The sequence below is a fragment of the Desulfosporosinus meridiei DSM 13257 genome (genome assembly GCF_000231385.2).
Classification (GTDB): domain Bacteria; phylum Bacillota; class Desulfitobacteriia; order Desulfitobacteriales; family Desulfitobacteriaceae; genus Desulfosporosinus; species Desulfosporosinus meridiei.
Map to the genome: position 1 here is coordinate 2,327,128 of NC_018515.1, position 17,252 is coordinate 2,344,379.

Genomic DNA, 17,252 nt, shown 5'->3' on the forward strand with positions numbered 1-17,252 from the left:
CAAGGAGTTAAATTTAATGAGAAAGGGAAATTAGATTATATTAGTTTAGTTATTATTAAATCGTGTTATAATTTTTTAAAATAAAATCAATAGAGGGTGAGCATTAATGGATCTTAATATTTTAGATGAGTTAAAGAAGTTGCAAACAATTGCCGGAGCTTACAATGAATGGAGTAATTATAGATATAAAGTAACTGAATATATTATTAATAATACTACTGACTTTGAAAGTATAGCAATATTTGGTGCAGGTAAATGCAATGATATTGATTTAAATATTCTTGAATCTAAATTTAAAAAAATAATTTTAATTGATATAGATATGTCTTCTATGAAAGAGAGCATACACCAATATTCATTAGCAAATAGCAACAAAATCGAATTGATAGATTGTGACTTTTTAGGTATCGAGGATAGCGAATATAGAGATTATGAATATTTAGTAAGGAAATATTTTTTTACTAACACGAATAATTTGAGTACTCGACATAAATTATTAAGTTTTCTTGATAATCTTACAGTTAAAATTGAAAAGTATCCATTAGAGTTCGGAAAAGATGCTTATAAAAATAGTATATTAATTGGAGTCCATAGTCAGATAAATGTTTATTTACGGCAGATTTGGTCAATGTGTCTACAAATAACTGGCAAGGAAGATAATCTGGTTATCGACAAGATAAAAAAGATGAATGATATTGTGGCAAAAAAGCTTAATGCTGCAGTCATAGAAAGCACCGAAGATAAGTTGTTTTTTGGATATGAGATGGGGATAGAAGGACAGCACGGTCGAATTGAAGGGGCTATTCAAGCTGAAAATGACATAGAATTAAGATTAGAAAGTGGTTTGATAAATTTTAGCTCGGAGTTCAAGTTATTATGGCCTTTTAAGGCTGACTGTAAATATGATATGAGATTTATATGTATTGGTAAAAACATGTAATATATTCAAGTCCAATGAGCTTGAAAATATCTATATTGTATTTCAAAAATCCGTAACAAATTGCCTTGGAAATTAACTATTAATTGGTACTAATAATAATGTCTTCATCCCCTTCGTAACAGTAATTATTCTTAATTACTGTTACGAAAGCGTTTTTTTTATAATTCAAGATACGAAGCCGTCCTTTTTGGACGGCTTTGATTCTTAACAATCTTCTTCGCATTCCTTTGTTTTACTGATCCAAATTGCAGCACCTGTAGCTAGGGCAAGGATGAATAACGAGGGAGGACTAAATAAACTATCTGGCTTTCTAGTTCTCATTTTCAGACCAAGCATTTATAAGACCTCCTTTCAAAATTATATTGACAATTTAGGTTTTACATTTATGTCCTCGTTATACCAGTTAAAAAATGTATCTAATATGAGGTTTGAGAATTGTTGAAAATCAGAGTTTATCTGTGAACGAGACAAAATCCGTACACCAAACAGTTAGTTTGTCAAGCAAAGGACGGTTCCCTTGATTGAGTAGAACTCAGACAGGAGAACCGTCCTTTCTAGTTAAATATGATTTTTATTTTTTTAACAAAATATGTAATATGCAATAGAATAATACAAAGTTTCTTTTATCAGACTTTAGAAGAAATTGTTATATGCCAGTAAATGGTTATACTTGAGACGGAGGAGAGATAAGGTGGCTGAGCTAACAACTGGAATAATAGAAAATCCCCTAATCAGCGAGCTAAGAGAGACAACTACCTTCACAGTGAAAATATCGAATGATGATACAGTCGAGGGTAATATTCAGATAGTTGGTTTTTTTATTTCCGAGACAACTAAGATAATGTATGTATTAGAAGAATTTATATTGGCAGCCGGTGCCGTTGCTACTAGAAATTATTTTGCGGATTTTAGTGCATTCGAGTTTCAGTTTATTACAAGCTCGAATGGAATAAAGATATCCGCATGGGGAAAGGATTCAGCAGGGAATTTAGTCGCAGCACATCGTGTGTTACCAGCTGAGTTAGATCCGTTGGAAGATATATTAGGAGCAACTGGGGCAACCGGAGAAGCAGGCGCAACCGGAGCAACTGGGGCAACCGGAGAAGCAGGCGCAACCGGAGCAACTGGGGCAACCGGGGAAGCAGGTGCAACCGGAGCAACTGGGGTTACCGGAGAAGTAGGAGCGACCGGGGCAACCGGGGTCACCGGAGAAGCAGGAGCGACCGGAGTAACTGGTGTTACAGGGGAAGCAGGCGCAACCGGAGTAACTGGGGCAACCGGGGATGCAGGCGCAACTGGAGCAACAGGTGTTACCGGGGAAGCAGGCGCAACCGGAGCAACCGGGGTCACCGGAGAAGCAGGAGCGACCGGAGTAACTGGTGTTACAGGGGAAGCAGGCGCAACCGGAGTAACTGGGGCAACCGGGGAAGCAGGCGCAACCGGAGCAACTGGGGCAACCGGAGAAGCAGGCGCAACCGGAGCAACTGGGGCAACCGGAGAAGCAGGCGCAACCGGAGTAACTGGTGTTACAGGGGAAGCAGGCGCAACCGGAGCAACTGGGGCAACCGGAGAAGCAGGCGCAACCGGAGCAACTGGGGCAACCGGAGAAGCAGGCGCAACCGGAGCAGCAGGTGCTACAGGGGATGCAGGCGCAACCGGAGCAACTGGGGCAACCGGGGAAGCAGGCGCAACCGGAGCAACTGGGGCAACCGGGGAAGCAGGCGCAACCGGAGCAACAGGTGTTACAGGGGAAGCAGGCGCAACCGGAGCAACTGGGGCAACCGGGGATGCAGGCGCAACCGGAGCAACTGGTGTTACAGGGGAAGCAGGCGCAACCGGAGCAACTGGGGTCACCGGAGAAGTAGGAGCGACCGGAGTAACTGGGGCAACCGGGGAAGCAGGTGCAACCGGAGCAACTGGGGTTACCGGAGAAGTAGGAGCGACCGGGGCAACCGGGGCAACCGGGGAAGCAGGCACAACCGGAGCAACTGGGGCAACCGGGGAAGCAGGCGCAACCGGAGCAACTGGGGTTGCCGGAGAAGTAGGAGCAACCGGAGCAACCGGTTCGGCTTTGACCGCGGAAGGATTTTCGGCTTTTCTGCCTGCTGCCAGTGCGGCTGCGAGTACCCAGTTAGCAGGCTGGACGGTAACTTCCCCATATTATGACAGCGCTACCTTTGATGAAGTTACCGGTAACTACACTGTTCCTGTAACGGGAACTTACGCTATTGAAGCCACCGTCAATTATTCCTCGACTGCGGCGATTACGGTAAGCCTTGGCGCAGGAGTCACACCCTCATTTGTTGTACGGAGAACATCACCCACTGTAACAGATTTAGTTAGCGGACTTTTCCCTGTCTTAAACGTTAATGTTGCGCTGGTACTGACTTTACGAACCATTCTTGGCGATGGTACAGTAACGTTGACTGGCTCTGTGGAATTAGCTGCAGGTGATGTCGTAGGGTTATTCTATGAAGCTAATGGCTTAACGATACCTCTTGATTTAGGTGGTGCGGGTTCACCGGGCATCGTTTGGTCTATGTTCAGATTATCCTAAGCTCACCAGCATTGTCATAAAGCCATGCGGAAGATCTAAGCTATAGAGTGAAGATATATTGAAGAAGGACATTGGCTAATCGCCAATGTCCTTCTTCCTCGTAGATATAGACAATCAGATTACTATTGACTCTTTTGGGTAATAACTAGATTTTGTGAAGAAATCTTAATTGCTGTGAGGGAGAGGGATATACATGCTTTGGTATTTTATATTGTTAATTAACCTTCTACAGGTTTTTTTAATCGGGACGACAATTCTCCTGGAAAATCGTTCCCCGGGTAACACCATGACTTGGATCGTTATACTTGCTCTTCTTCCGGGATTAGGATTCATTCTTTATACCGTGTTTGGCAAGAAAACTCGAGGGGAGATATTTCGTAATAAACATATTCAAGATAACCAGATAAAGCCATGGGTCAGAGATCAGCGATCTTGTACTAACAGTGAAGAAATGAAACCGAGCCTAAAAACTGATTCAGCATTAAAACTGGTCAATTTACATATTAACTCAGGCTTTGCCCCATTAACCCAGCATAATCAAGTAGATATCCTCTTGAATGGTGGAGAAAAGTTTCAAGAATTATTTAATGCTTTAGAAACTGCAGTACATCATATTCACCTTAGTTATTATATCTTTAATGACGACGAAATCGGGAAAGATGTCTTGAAGATCTTAGCTCGTAAAGTAACTGAAGGAGTAGAAGTGCGAGTTATTCTTGACGGCATGGGTAGTCATTCCATTTCGGGAAGTTTTATTAATAGTATGAGAAAAGCAGGTATTCAAGCTAACTGGTTCTTTCCGATACGATTCCCCTATCTAACCTCTAAACTTAATCTGCGTTATCACCGAAAGATTGTCGTGGTTGATGGTAGTATTGGTTTTTTAGGAGGATTGAATATTGGGGATGAGTATATGTCCAGAGATTCGAAATTGGGCTTTTGGCGAGATACACATCTGAGAATACAAGGAAAAGCGGTTCAAACCCTTCAAGCAATTTTTCTGAATGATTGGTATTTCGTCACTCATCAGGAGATTAACGGAGAACGTTACTACCCTGAAACAAAGATTTCTCAAAACCTTCCTATTCAAATCCTGGCGTCTGGACCTGATTCAAAATGGAAATCTATTTTACATAGCTTTTTTAGTTCGATCACTATGGCTCAACACTGCATCAAAATAGAAACTCCTTACTTTATTCCGGATAAAAGTTTGATTATGGCCCTTAAAACAGCAGCTCTTAGTGGTATAGATGTGCGTCTCATTGTCCAAGGAATTCCAGAAAATAAATTGACGTTCTTGGCAATGAATTCATACTTCGAGGAATTACTCCAGTCCGGCATAAAAATCTTTCAATATATGAAAGGTACGCTTCACGCTAAGATTTTAATTGTTGATAATCATCTTGCTTTAGTAGGTTCTGCTAATATGGATATGCGTAGCTTTTTCTTGGATTTTGAGGTTAGTGCTTATATTTATGACCAGTCAACGTCGAAACGATTAATAGATCATTTTGAGATGGATTTAGAGGAATGCAGCGAAATTAAACTTGAGGAAATACAATCTCGTTCATTTATTGAGCGAGTAAAAGAGTCAAGTGCACGTATTCTTTCGCCTCTATTATAGACCTAGGATCTAGAAAGAAGGATGTAGACAGGTGGGCGGTTCTTCTCTCTGAGCTGAAACTTGGACAAGAGAACCATCCACTTGTCTACACAAACTACTGTTTAGATGTTTTGTATTTTTTTCGGAGTTAGGCGTCAGAAATTGCCGGGGAAATACGTCTTATAAGTAGCAAATTGTTACTTTAGGATGCAATTTATATGTTAAGATAGATTAAGCTAAAATGGACATACAGAATTAAATATAAAGAGAGAAGGCAGGAGGCTGACGACGAGGTGGAGGCCAATTCGTCCTTTGATGAGACCTATGAACTATTGTTTCCGGTAGTCTACCGATATGTTTCGATTCGGATACCTAAAGCAGATGTAGAAGATGTGACCGCTGAAATTATCGTGAAAGTGTGGCGCGGCTTACCTACCATGGAAAAGAAGACAGCGCTTAAGTCTTGGGCCCTAACAATTGCCGCCCATCAGATTGCAGACTATTATAGAAGTAATAAACGTACTCCCATGATGCCTTTGGAAGAAACCCCGTTACCCCCACATGAGCATTTAGATCAAAGTGAATCGTGGGCTACTCTATTAAGTGTTAAGGAGACCTTAGCTAAACTCTCTCCACAACAGGTTAGTGTTATTCAACTCCGGTTAATTGAAGGGTTTAGTGCAGGAGAAGTGGCGGAGATCCTAGGTACGACTCAGCAAGCAGTAGACAGCCTTTTATACCGGGCTAAGAAAGGGTTCCGAAAAATCTACCAGGGGAACCTGGACAGAGGAGGCAGAGTCCGATGAAAAGGTTTTTTGACAAAAAGACGGATCTCACCGCTCTCTGGGAAGAGGATGGTGATTTACAGCGTATGAAAACATTCTTCCGATCGATTGAGGCTGACTCTGCTGCTAATGAAAAAATCAAACTTAGTGTAAAGCAAAAGGCTCTAGAAAAAATGTCTGGACTGGGGGATTCAAGAGAGTCCCAAATAAATGTTTTTGATCAGGAAAAGGGTATAAGCCAAAAAGTAAAGCAAAAAGCAACCCTTTCTCAAAGAATACGTACGACTCTGCTTTCCGTGAGCAATTTTGGTCATTGGAAACTCGGCATTTCTGTGGCTGCCTTAGCGCTCTTTGTGATTATTGGGCAGCAAGCTATGAACGGCTCAGGGAACATCCTTCCTCGTATGGGGAGCAGTATGGAGAAATCGACTCAATCTACGGGTAGCTCTCCCCAGGATGGAAATTTTAATCTCGCTCTACAAGATTCAATGAATATGAACCAGGAGATCAGGGCCAAAGGGAAAATGCCTAGCAATGGCGCGGAGGAAGGTACAGCACCTAAAGCAGAGATGCAGTTCAGTATGGATAGCACCTCAGCAGCCCAAAACAAAGAAGTTCTTCCGGTTCCACCGGATCAAACGGATGCTCCGCCGGCGGATGCCGAGTTAGCCCGGAAGATAACTCATAATTTAGATTTAACTTTGGAAGTTTCAGCCATTAAGGACTCTGTCAATCAGATTAGCCAGGAGGTACAACAACTTGGAGGGTATGTGGTCACATCTCAACAAAGTGAATCAGATCATTACTCCTCCGCGAATTTAACAGTTAAGATCCCTTCCGATAAACTTAGCGGCCTGCAAAATTCTTTCTCTGCTTGGGGGAAGGTGCTTGATCAACGCTTACAGGCTAATGATATTACAAATGAATACTACGATTCGCAAGCCCGCCTGACAATTCTTGAGGCTGAAGAGAACCGTTATCTCGAAATTCTGGCTCAGGCGGTAACGGTTGACGATGTGCTTAAAGTGGAAGGTGCCCTAAGCAATGTTCGCCAACAAATTGAACAATTAAAGGGTCAGCTAAAACTTTGGAACCATCAAGTCGATTACTCCACGGTGACTATTCAAATTGTGACTCGTCAAAGCCCTAATCTCAATGTAACAAACCCCTGGCAGCCCATATCTTGGACTGAAACCTGGAAAGCTGCCGGGGATGCGGTGCTGAAAACTTTAAGCAGTACCTGGAATGGACTGAATTATTTAGTTGTCGGAATGGGCTATGCCTCACCGTATCTTTTACTGGGAGCTCTGGGTTGGAGTATTTATAAACTCTGGAGAAAAAGGACCGGTTAGCTGACTATGATCATGAGAGAAACGCACCCAGATGCAGAATAAGGAACACCCACATAGGAAGTGGGTCGCAGGAATTGATAAAAAGGGTTAAGGCTAGACAGCATTTTACGATGCTTTTGTCTAGCCTTAACCCTTTTTACATGGCGGCTAAAATACCTCTTTATCTAAGTTCCATATATACTCCACAAAGTCAAGGTTACGTTTCCGCCCCTTAACTTTACGCCGACTATATATCTCTGTATAATTAGTAAATATAACTTCACCAATTAAGTGGGGGGCATTTATTTGAAACTTTCAAAACGAGCAAAGTCTATTGGAGGGATTATAGGAATAGCTATCGGTGCTATCCTGGCTGCCTATGGAATTCAGGGCTTTATTGTCTATTCCGGCTTGAGTGGCGGTGGAGTCGGCGGGATTGCTTTACTCCTCTACTACACCTTAAATTTTCCAATCGGAGTTATGACATTTCTATTTAATGTGCCTTTACTGGTCTTAGGTTGGAAGGAAATCGATAAGGAGTTCGTTTTTAAGACTATTTGGGGTATCGCAGTTTTTTCAGTTTTCTTAGATTTATTTAACGGAGTTCGCCCCCTGGATTTTAGTGATATCTTTTTAGGGGCGCTATACGGAGGGCTCATTTCCGGAGTTTCTTCAGCGATTGTTTTCCACTTTGGCGGTAGTTTAGGTGGAACGGATATAATTTCTAAAATTATTCAACAGAGGTATGGTGTACCCATGGGAACCTCTGCTCTGGCGATCAATGGAGTTATTATCTTAATATCCTGGGCTGTTCTTGGCTCAAAAGCCGCTCTTTATACCTTGGTAATGCTATTTGTTTTTGGGCGAGTACTGGATTTAATCCAGAGTGGAGTTCCGGCCAAATCAATTACCATTATTTCCGATCATTCTGAAGCATTAGTTGAACGAATTATGGGTGATCTAGGTCGAGGTGCAACATTTTTGCATGGACGTGGAGCATACTCTTGTGAACCCAAAGATGTTATTATCTGTGTAGTGAGCTTACCTGAAATCGGGCGCTTAAAACGAGCTGTGCGGGATGTAGACCCCCAAGCTTTTATGATTATTCAAAATGCGGGAGAGGTTTTCGGCAGTGGGTTTTCCAATGAGTAAGTAATCTCTACTTGAGATCTGAATCGAGGGTTCTGAGTTCACTCAAGGTGACGAAACGATACCCGGAAGCCTTTAGGGCATTAAGGATAGGCTCCAGGGATTTCACGGTTTGAGTACGTTGATACCCTCCATCGTGCATGAGGATTATTGCACCGGGAAAGACGTTTTTCATAACATTATCAATAATTTGTTTGACTCCCGGATTTCTCCAGTCTTTACTATCGACGCTCCATAGTGCTACCACATGGCCATTTCTTTTAGTGGCTTCCATTTGAGTTTTTGAAACCAGTCCACCTGGTGGACGGTAGAAATATGTGTGATTCCCTGTTGAATTAAAGACGACCTGATCCGTTTGATTCATTTCTGCTACTAATTTGCGCTGTTGATAATCATGGGTGAAACCATGATTTCCTATTTCATGACCTTCTTTGACTAAACGCTTAAGTAAAGCTGGATTCGATTCTGCAGCCTTTCCTAAGACAAAAAAGGTGGCTCTTACGTCCTTTTCCTTTAAAATATTTAGAATATCCGGTGTATCAACGGGATCAGGTCCATCATCAAAGGTTAGAGCCACGACTTTTTCCTGGGTTTTGGCCATATAGTAAGTTCCGGGAGTTCGTACCAGAGAGGGAATAGTCTGTGTCAGTAAATTAATTGTCAGTAAGCCTCCTATAGTAATTAGGAACATAAGTAAGAGAATAAGTTTTCGGCGGGATAAAAAATAGATACGCAAATGTCCTTCACCCCCAAGTTGCTTCTTTAATACCTATGGATAAATAACAAATTACATGCATTCTTCCGCTAAAACTATTCTAGAATTACATGTCATTTCGCTAGGTTAGGTTAAGGCTAAACCAACTCACCTAACTCAATTAACCGGAAATGCCGGAAATATTATCAAATACCTCTCGGAAGCAGGGGCAACGAATACTTAAAGAAGGTAGGGATAGATTTTGGGTTTCCGTTTTGTATTTGGACGAGCAGGCAGCGGCAAGAGCACATTATGCTTAGAAGAAATCCGTAATGAGCTGCGCAGCGAACCCGGTGGAGCCCCTCTTATCCTTCTTGTTCCGGAGCAGGCTACTTATCAGATGGAGGTCGCTTTAGCAGATACTCCCGATCTCGGAGGAAGCTTGCGTGCCCAAGTCTTAAGCTTTCGACGTCTGGGCTGGAGAATTTTTTCTGAGACCGGTGGAGGGCAAAAGGTGCTGATCGGTCCCATAGGAAAACGAATGCTTCTGCGTAAAATTCTTTTGAAGCATCGCCTTAATCTCAAAGCATTTGCCCGATCCGCTACTCGTCCCGGCATGGCTGAACTTCTCGCTCAAGCCATTGGAGAGTTTAAGATTTATTGCGTCGGCCCCAATGATTTACTTAAGGTCAAAACAACAAGTAGCCTATTAGAAGACAAGCTTAGTGATTTAGCCCTAATTTACGAAGAATTTCAGGCAGCCTTAGGACTTGGAATTCGTGACCCGGATGATGAGCTGTCTGTTTTGGCTGAAAAAATTCCCTCTGCGCCCCTTATTCAGGGGGCAAAAGTATGGGTTGATGGATTTACAGGATTCACCCCGCAAGAATTAGAGGTTTTAAAGAGGCTGGTGTCAACCGCTCAGGAAGTTGTCATAACCTCTACTTTAGATCCGGTTTTCCTTACGGAGGAACGCCTGACTGGGGCGGGGATTTTCCAAGCGGGAGATGAGATGTTTGCCGGGCCTTGGAAAACCTATCAAGACTTGCAGCGTATTGCCTTAGAAACAGGCGTACAGATACATCCCCCAACCATACTCTTTGGTTCTAAGCGCTATAAGCATCCTTGGCTCTGGCATCTGGAAAAGTATTACTCTACTTACCCTACGGTTGCTTTTGCTACTTTTCAAGTAGATAATAATACTTCTTCAACAGGTAGCCTGACCAATGGAATTCAGGTCTTCTCGGCTGTCAATCGCAGAGCTGAAGTAGAAGGTGCAGCGAGAGAACTAAGGCGCTTGGCTAGAGACGAGGGTCATAGCTGGAACGAAATGGCCGTCACAAGTCGTGACCTTACGGGTTATGCCGAACTGATTGCTCAAGTGTTTACAGCTTATGAAATACCGCACTTCCTAGATTATAAACGCCCTGTCCTTCATCATCCCTTAATCGAACTCCTGCAATCGATTTTAGAAGCAATCAAGAGCAATTGGGGATATGAACCCTTATTTCGCTGTTTAAAGACAGACTTTTTTCCCCTGCAAAGGGATGCCGTTGATCGTCTGGAAAATTATGTTCTGGAATATGGCATTCATGGTGATGGTTGGACGAGGAATCAGCCTTGGAAATATCATAGACAATGGACTCTAGGTCAAAAGGAAGAACAACGAGCTTCGGAGCTTAAGTTTCAGACAGAGCTTAACACCTCTCGCCAAACTGTGGTTGATATTATTGCGCCCTTGGCTGAATTAAACCAATTGGCAGCTATGAATGTACGAATTGTCACAGAAGCCTTGTATTATTTTCTTGAAGGCTTAGATGTCCCCGGCACATTAAAGTTGTGGTCGCAAAAAGCTCAAGATGAAGGGGATCTTGCAGAGGCTAGGCTGCATGAACAAATCTGGGAATCGGTTGTCCAAGTCCTCGATGAAATCGTTGTGGGTTTAGGGGAAGAGAACTTAGAACTTGAGGACTATGCCCTAATTCTTTCTTCCGGTATTGAAGGAATCGAGTTGGGTCTGATTCCTCCCGGACTCGACCAAGTGTTAGTCGGATCCCTAGATCGCTCACGCAATCCTGAAGTTAGAGTGCTCTTTATCTTAGGAGCTAATGAAGGAATACTTCCGGCGCGCCCGGTTTCTGATGGGGTGCTTGACGCTGAAGAAAGAGAACAATTAGAAAGAGCCGGAGTTGCCCTTGCTCCAAAAGGCAAGGCTCAGACCTTTGAAGAACAATTCTTTATCTATACTGCACTTACTCGCGCCGTTGAAAGGCTGATAGTTTGTTATCCTTTGACGGATGAAGAGGGGAAAGGATTGACGGTTTCTCCGGTTGTTACCCGGTTGACTCATCTTTTTCCGATGCTTAGCGGATATTTTTTAGGAAACCAAGAGGATATCCACCAAATTAGCCAACCGGACTCCACTTTACAAAACTATGCCGAACAGCTTCGTCTCCTACGCCAAGGGGAACCTCTTTCTCCTTTATGGGAGGCCGCTGAAAAGTGGCTAAGTCAAGATCCCCTCAGGAAGAGTAAAGTTGATAGACTTCAAGAAAGTCTTACAAACCAGAATCAAGAGGATAAACTGCAACGTCCCCTAGCCCGACGCTTATATGGTAAACGCTTAATGGCTAGTGTCTCCCGTTTGGAACAATTCGCTAAATGCCCTTTTGGACATTATGCTCGTTATGGTTTGAAACTCCGCGAAAGATCGACTTATCAATTGTCCAGTCCAAATATGGGAGAATTCTTTCACACCCTTTTGCATGATTTTGCTCAGCAGCTCAAGGCCAAGGGTTTGGATTGGGGAAAATTGACTAAGCAAGAATCTTGGACATTGATTAATGAACTGGCGGATCAGATTGCCCCAAGTCTGCAGCATGAAATCCTCTTAAGCAACGCCCGTTATCGTTATTTGACTCATAAGCTAAAACGAACGGTTCATCACGCAGTACGAGTGCTGGGGGAGCATGCCCGAAAAGGGGTGTTCATTCCCATCCAACTTGAAGTTGGTTTTGGGCCACAGGAGAAACTGCCCGGAGTAGAGATTCCGTTAACCGACAGTGATTCGCTGTTGCTCTGCGGGCAAATTGACCGAGTCGATGCCGCCTTTTTAGACGGACAAGTCTATTTGCGAATCCTGGATTATAAATCTCGTGAATTGTCCTTATCCCTAGACTCGATTTACTATGGCTTAAATCTTCAATTGTTGACTTATCTACACGTGGCCTTACAGGGAGCAGAAGTCTTGTTGAATACTCCTACAGTGATGACCGATTCTGAAGAAGCAGATTCGGAAAACACCTTTAGTGAAATTGCTGTCGGCAGGGATAACCCCTTTCCGGAGAAGATTCCGGCGGGCTTTCTATATTTTCCCGTACTGGAACCTCAGCTCGAAGAGAAACTCCCCCTCAGTTCAGAAGAGTTAGATCAACGCCGTGTCAAAGCAGTTAAGGTAAGTGGCTATTTATTAGCTAATCCAAAGGTTTTAGAAGCCATGGATTCAACATTTTCAACGGGGCAATCTGAATTATTGGGACTAAAGTTAAAAAAAGACGGAACCTTTAAAAAAGGCACAAACGTCCTTACAGAGGATCAATTCTCTTTGCTAAGTAATTATCTTCAGCAGTGGTTTCGGCAGAAGGGGGAAGAAATATTAGACGGTGATATTTCCCTTTCTCCTTATCGGCGAGGAAAGAGTACCGGCTGCCAGTACTGCAGTTATAAGCCCGTATGCCACTTCGATCCCTACCTGCCGGAAAATCAATATCGGGACTTGTCTGCTTTGAAGTCTGAAGAAGTCTGGGAACGACTGGAAGGGTTTAAGGCCGAGAATTCAGATGACCTTTTGCAAGAGCAAGAGCAGGAGTTAGAAATAAAGGATTCTAAGGATCTCGTCTTAAACTGGCTTGGCGAAGCAACAACAGAGTCCGGCAAGAAGGAGCGAAAGCAGGAATCTACTAAGAAGAAAGGCGGTCATCTAAGTGAGTAAACCAAAATGGACACAAGAACAAACTGCCGCCATCAGGTTGCAAGGGGAACTCTTAGTAGCCGCTGCTGCAGGTTCAGGGAAAACTGCTGTACTTGTTGAACGTCTAATCCATAGAATTTTGAATACTGAAGACCCTGTCGATGTTGATCGGTTTTTGGTCGTTACATTTACTAAAGCAGCGGCCAATGAAATGAGGGAGCGTATTGGCAAAGCCTTAGACGATGCTTTATTTCAGGAACCAGACCCTAGGGAAATTGAGCGTATTCTCAAACAACGCAACCTGCTTCATCAAGCCAGTATTACTACCTTGCATTCTTTCTGTCTGGAATTAATCCGTAAGTACTTTTACCAACTGGAATTGGATCCTGCTTTTCGAGTTGCCGATCAAGCTGAGGCAGACCTACTGCGTCAGGATGTTATTGAGGATCTTTTTGAAGCAAGGTATGCAGCACAGGACGCTGACTTTCTTAAACTGGTTGAAGCCTTTGGCACAGATCGTGATGACCGACCCCTAATGGAGTATGTACTGAGTCTGTATTCCTTTGCCTATAGTCAGCCCCAGCCTAAGGCCTGGTTAAGTGATCTGTCCAGAGCATACACCTGGGAAAGTATCGAAAATTTGATGCAAAGCCAATGGGGTCAAGCTATTCGCCAAGGACTCTCTGATCTTGTCAGTGAAAGTTTAAATTTGTTCGAAAGGGCAGAACAGCTCTGTCAATCTCCCGGTGGCCCGCTGCCTTATGCTTTAGCTCTGCAAGATGATCTTAACCGCGCAGGCTTACTTGACCGTGCCTTAAAAAAAGGGGAGTGGGCTCAAGTAGAAGCGGAGTATTACTCTGCGATCAATTTCCCCAAACTGCCGGCGATACGCTCTAAATCCAAGAAGACAACCGCCGTTGCCACTGAGGAAGTAATAGTTGATGAATCTGCGCAAAAGGAATTGCAGGAAGAGTGTAAGAAATTAAGAGATGACGCTAAAAAGAAACTTAATTCAATAAAAGATGCAGTATTCGCTTATCCCCTTGAGAATCAGCTTCCTGCCTTGAGAGAGATGGGGGGGATGGCTGGGACGCTGGGAGAATTGGTCATTGAATTTTCACAGTCCTATTCGACGGCTAAAGGACAGCGTAGCATTGTGGACTTTTCGGATCTCGAGCATTTTGCGCTGAATTTGCTGGAAGAAGAGGGAGAAGCATCTTTGATCGCTCAAGGATTAAAGGAGTTCTTTGCTGAAGTATTAGTGGATGAATATCAGGATATCAATCCGGTTCAGGAACGCATTTTACATCAGGTATCCAGACAAGGGGAGTCGCCTAATTTATTCATGGTGGGAGATGTGAAGCAAAGCATTTATCGTTTTCGTATGGCTGACCCCAACCTTTTTATTGCCAAATATAATACCCTTCCTCATTGGCAGACTGACCAGCTAACTGACCCGACAAATGAGTCAAAGACAATGGTCATTGATCTAAACCGCAACTTTCGCAGTCGGGTTGAAGTCGTAAAGGGTGTGAATTATCTTTTTCGCCAGATCATGACCTTGAGTGCCGGAGAAATAGTCTATGATGATCAAGCAGCTTTACAATATGGTGCATCCTTTGTTGCGGGACAGAATCAAATCAGTACAGCTGAAGGGCCTATTGAAGTTCATTTAATTGACTCAAAAAGCATAAAAGGCGAGTTGTCTACATACTTTGATGAAGGAACAAAAGACGTTGTGGCAAACGAAGATCAGCGACAAGCTGAAGGCACAGAAAGCAGTAACTCTACGGAAAATCCAAGGGACTCAGAAGAAACTATATCGACAGAGGACATGGATAAAGCTCGACTGGAAGCCCGTTTTGTCGCAATGAGAATTCAAGGTATTGTTCAAGGAGCAGAATTTAAGATTTATGATAAGCACATGGGGGATTTTCGTCCTGTTCGTTATTCGGATATTGTGGTATTGATGCGATCCTACTCGGCAGTTGCCCCAATTTATATCGAAGAATTTCAAAGCAAGAGTATTCCGGTCTATGCGGAAACAACCAGCGGCTATTTTGGCGCCAGTGAAGTAGAGACCATATTATCCCTGCTTAAAATCATCGATAATCCTCATTTGGATATTCCTTTGGCAGCAGTACTTCGTTCTCCGTTAGTCTGTCTCAATGGAAGTGAATTGGGCAAAGTCCGAATGATGCTTCCCGAAGGGGATTTCTTTGAAGCCTTAACCATGGCAGTATGGGCTGGGTCTGGCACTGAAAACCTTAAGTCTGAGCAAGAGAAGGATTTCAGAGATATATTGGGCCTCTACGAGGACTCACTGCCGGAAAAGCTTTTGCAGGCTCGTCAGATTCTAGAAACTGCTCCTCAGTTAAAGGACAAAATCTCGGCTTTTTGGCATAATCTCCAGGGCTGGCGCACAAAATCCAGACGAACATCCCTTGCCGATTTGCTGTGGTCACTTTATGAAGAAACCGGGTACTTAGCCTATGTGGGCACCTTACCGGCAGGTGTACAGCGTCAGGCCAACTTGGGTGTGCTATATGACCGAGCACGTCGTTATGAAGCAACCCGTTATCGGGGGTTATTTCGTTTCCTTCGCTTCTTAGAGCGCTTCCAGGGACAAGGTAAAGACTTGGGAAGTGCACGAGCCTTAGGGGAAAATGAAGATGTGGTTCGCTTAATTACAGTTCATGCCAGTAAAGGATTAGAATTCCCCGTCGTATTTGTCGTTGGCCTGGGAAGGACCTTTAACACTCAAAGCCTCAAAGGGAAGATGCTTTTACATTCTAAATTAGGCGTGGGAATGCCGATCATTGATGTGGAAAACAATGTGCGCTACCCGTCGTTAATTCAATATGCTGTAAAACAACGTTTAGCTCAAGAATCTTTGGCCGAAGAGCTGCGTATTCTTTATGTAGCGCTTACCAGGGCCAAGGAGCGTCTGTTTCTTTATGGCTGCCTGGATAACTGGGATACAACTCTTAAGAAATGGTTTCGTAGCTTTGATTGGCAGGATATACCCTTACCAACGGGTCAACTAAGAAGCGCTAAGTGCTTTCTGGATTGGATCGGTCCAGCCTTAGTGCGTCATCCTGCTCAACTTTTCGGTGAAACAAGTCCCCAAACTACTTGTACCTTGCCGGAGTCAAATTCACAATGGAAAATTCTTCTTCATAATAGTGTCGAAGAAACTCATGAGGACTGCCTAGATTCCATTCCAACAGAAGGATTAGAGGAAAGCAGTTCCGGAGAGGCATCTGAAGTTGGGTCTGTAGAAGAGTGGTATACTGAAGTTAGCCGGCGCTTAAGCTGGCAGTATCCTCATGGAAAATCTGTTAGACAAGTGGCCAAAACAAGCGTCAGTGAATTAAAACGACAGCAGACCTGGCACGTGGATAACCAGGCATCTGCCATGCCCACTCTTAAGAAGCAATCAAACATTGTACTGAGGCCGAAATTTATGCAAGTTGCGCAACAATTAACGGCTGCAGAACGAGGGACTGCAATGCATACAGTGATGCAGCATCTCCCCTTTAACGAATTAGCTGAAATCTGGGCAACAATGTCTTATCGGGATCAAGTTAATGAGATAAGAGAATTTGTGCATAAACTTGAACAAACTGAAGTTTTAAATTATGAACAGCGTATGATCATTCAGCCCGAACAGATTGTTCATTTTTTAGGCACTCCTTTAGGGCAGAGACTTTTCAAGGCAAATCAGATTCTCAGAGAAGTACCCTTTACTCTGACCTTCCCATCAGAGAGCATGACAAAAGTTCTGGTCCAGGGCGTCATTGATGTGGTTCTTATCTACAAGGATGAACATGATAATAATTCAGCAGAAATTCTCGACTATAAGACGGATTCGTTTCCTGAAGATGAAGACAGTGATCCTGAGCAGATTCTCAGAGAGCGCTATACCCTTCAACTATCACTCTATGCCCAAGCAATTGAACGCTTAGTTAAAATCGAAGTTCGACGCTGTACCCTTTATTCATTTGCTCTTGGCCGGGAGGTAGCCATCCGGGAACTTCGGAAGAGCGCTTTAGAGGTGGTATTGCCTTTCTGATAATATTTAATATTCTATTCAATTAATTATTGATTATTAAGTTCAAAAGTGATAGTCTAATTTTAAGAATATGTGAAATGTTACATTACCTAAAAAGAAGTAGCTGAATGGATGGTTGTTCAACCACCAAATTGCACTAAAATCCCCT

10 protein-coding genes are annotated in these 17,252 nt (G+C 43.3%); 8 read left to right on the plus strand and 2 right to left on the minus strand.

The window, feature by feature from the left end; genetic code table 11:
* Positions 1 to 106 precede the first annotated feature (106 nt).
* Positions 107 to 940, plus strand: coding sequence for a hypothetical protein (locus tag DESMER_RS10685; protein ID WP_014903064.1), 834 nt, complete (start codon positions 107 to 109; stop codon positions 938 to 940).
* 204 nt (positions 941 to 1,144) lie between these two features.
* Here the strand turns inward: DESMER_RS10685 and DESMER_RS24700 are convergent, their stop codons facing one another.
* Entirely contained in the window at positions 1,145 to 1,276 is a 132-nt protein-coding gene (locus DESMER_RS24700) for a hypothetical protein (protein WP_014903065.1), read from the minus strand.
* A gap of 355 nt (positions 1,277 to 1,631) precedes the next feature.
* Here DESMER_RS24700 and DESMER_RS10690 point away from each other — a divergent pair, with 355 nt between their 5' ends.
* The 5 genes from DESMER_RS10690 (at position 1,632) to DESMER_RS10710 (ending at position 8,368) form a co-directional block, all read left to right on the plus strand.
* Complete coding sequence (locus DESMER_RS10690; protein ID WP_014903066.1) at positions 1,632 to 3,497, plus strand: collagen-like triple helix repeat-containing protein; 1,866 nt, start codon at positions 1,632 to 1,634, stop codon at positions 3,495 to 3,497.
* Between the two features lie 193 nt (positions 3,498 to 3,690).
* Positions 3,691 to 5,121 carry a cardiolipin synthase gene (gene cls, locus DESMER_RS10695; protein WP_014903067.1) on the plus strand — a complete coding sequence of 477 codons (1,431 nt, stop codon included), beginning with the start codon at positions 3,691 to 3,693 and terminating at the stop codon, positions 5,119 to 5,121.
* A gap of 272 nt (positions 5,122 to 5,393) precedes the next feature.
* Positions 5,394 to 5,906, plus strand: a complete 513-nt coding sequence (locus DESMER_RS10700; RefSeq protein WP_014903068.1) for an RNA polymerase sigma factor — start codon at positions 5,394 to 5,396, stop codon at positions 5,904 to 5,906.
* On the plus strand, positions 5,903 to 7,237 hold the full coding sequence (locus tag DESMER_RS10705) for a DUF4349 domain-containing protein (RefSeq protein ID WP_014903069.1): 1,335 nt from the start codon (positions 5,903 to 5,905) through the stop codon (positions 7,235 to 7,237). Before DESMER_RS10700 ends, DESMER_RS10705 begins: the two co-directional genes overlap by 4 nt.
* A 285-nt stretch (positions 7,238 to 7,522) precedes the next feature.
* On the plus strand, positions 7,523 to 8,368 hold the full coding sequence (locus DESMER_RS10710) for a YitT family protein (RefSeq protein WP_014903070.1): 846 nt from the start codon (positions 7,523 to 7,525) through the stop codon (positions 8,366 to 8,368).
* A gap of 7 nt (positions 8,369 to 8,375) precedes the next feature.
* Here the strand turns inward: DESMER_RS10710 and DESMER_RS10715 are convergent, their stop codons facing one another.
* On the minus strand, positions 8,376 to 9,101 hold the full coding sequence (locus tag DESMER_RS10715) for a polysaccharide deacetylase family protein (protein WP_014903071.1): 726 nt from the start codon (positions 9,099 to 9,101) through the stop codon (positions 8,376 to 8,378).
* A gap of 220 nt (positions 9,102 to 9,321) precedes the next feature.
* Here DESMER_RS10715 and addB point away from each other — a divergent pair, with 220 nt between their 5' ends.
* Positions 9,322 to 13,050, plus strand: a complete 3,729-nt coding sequence (addB, locus tag DESMER_RS10720; protein ID WP_014903072.1) for a helicase-exonuclease AddAB subunit AddB — start codon at positions 9,322 to 9,324, stop codon at positions 13,048 to 13,050.
* Positions 13,043 to 17,104 carry a UvrD-helicase domain-containing protein gene (locus DESMER_RS10725; protein ID WP_014903073.1) on the plus strand — a complete coding sequence of 1,354 codons (4,062 nt, stop codon included), beginning with the start codon at positions 13,043 to 13,045 and terminating at the stop codon, positions 17,102 to 17,104. The genes addB and DESMER_RS10725 overlap by 8 nt, the downstream gene beginning before the upstream one ends.
* The last annotated feature ends 148 nt before the right edge of the window (positions 17,105 to 17,252 follow it).

Bases quoted from the DNA above. Each gene is read 5' to 3' on its own strand.
- DESMER_RS10685 (WP_014903064.1), top strand. From the start codon at position 107: ATGGATCTTAATATTTTAGATGAGTTAAAGAAGTTGCAAACAATTGCC.
- DESMER_RS24700 (WP_014903065.1), bottom strand. From the start codon at position 1,276: ATGCTTGGTCTGAAAATGAGAACTAGAAAGCCAGATAGTTTATTTAGT.
- cls (WP_014903067.1), top strand. From the start codon at position 3,691: ATGCTTTGGTATTTTATATTGTTAATTAACCTTCTACAGGTTTTTTTA.
- DESMER_RS10705 (WP_014903069.1), top strand. From the start codon at position 5,903: ATGAAAAGGTTTTTTGACAAAAAGACGGATCTCACCGCTCTCTGGGAA.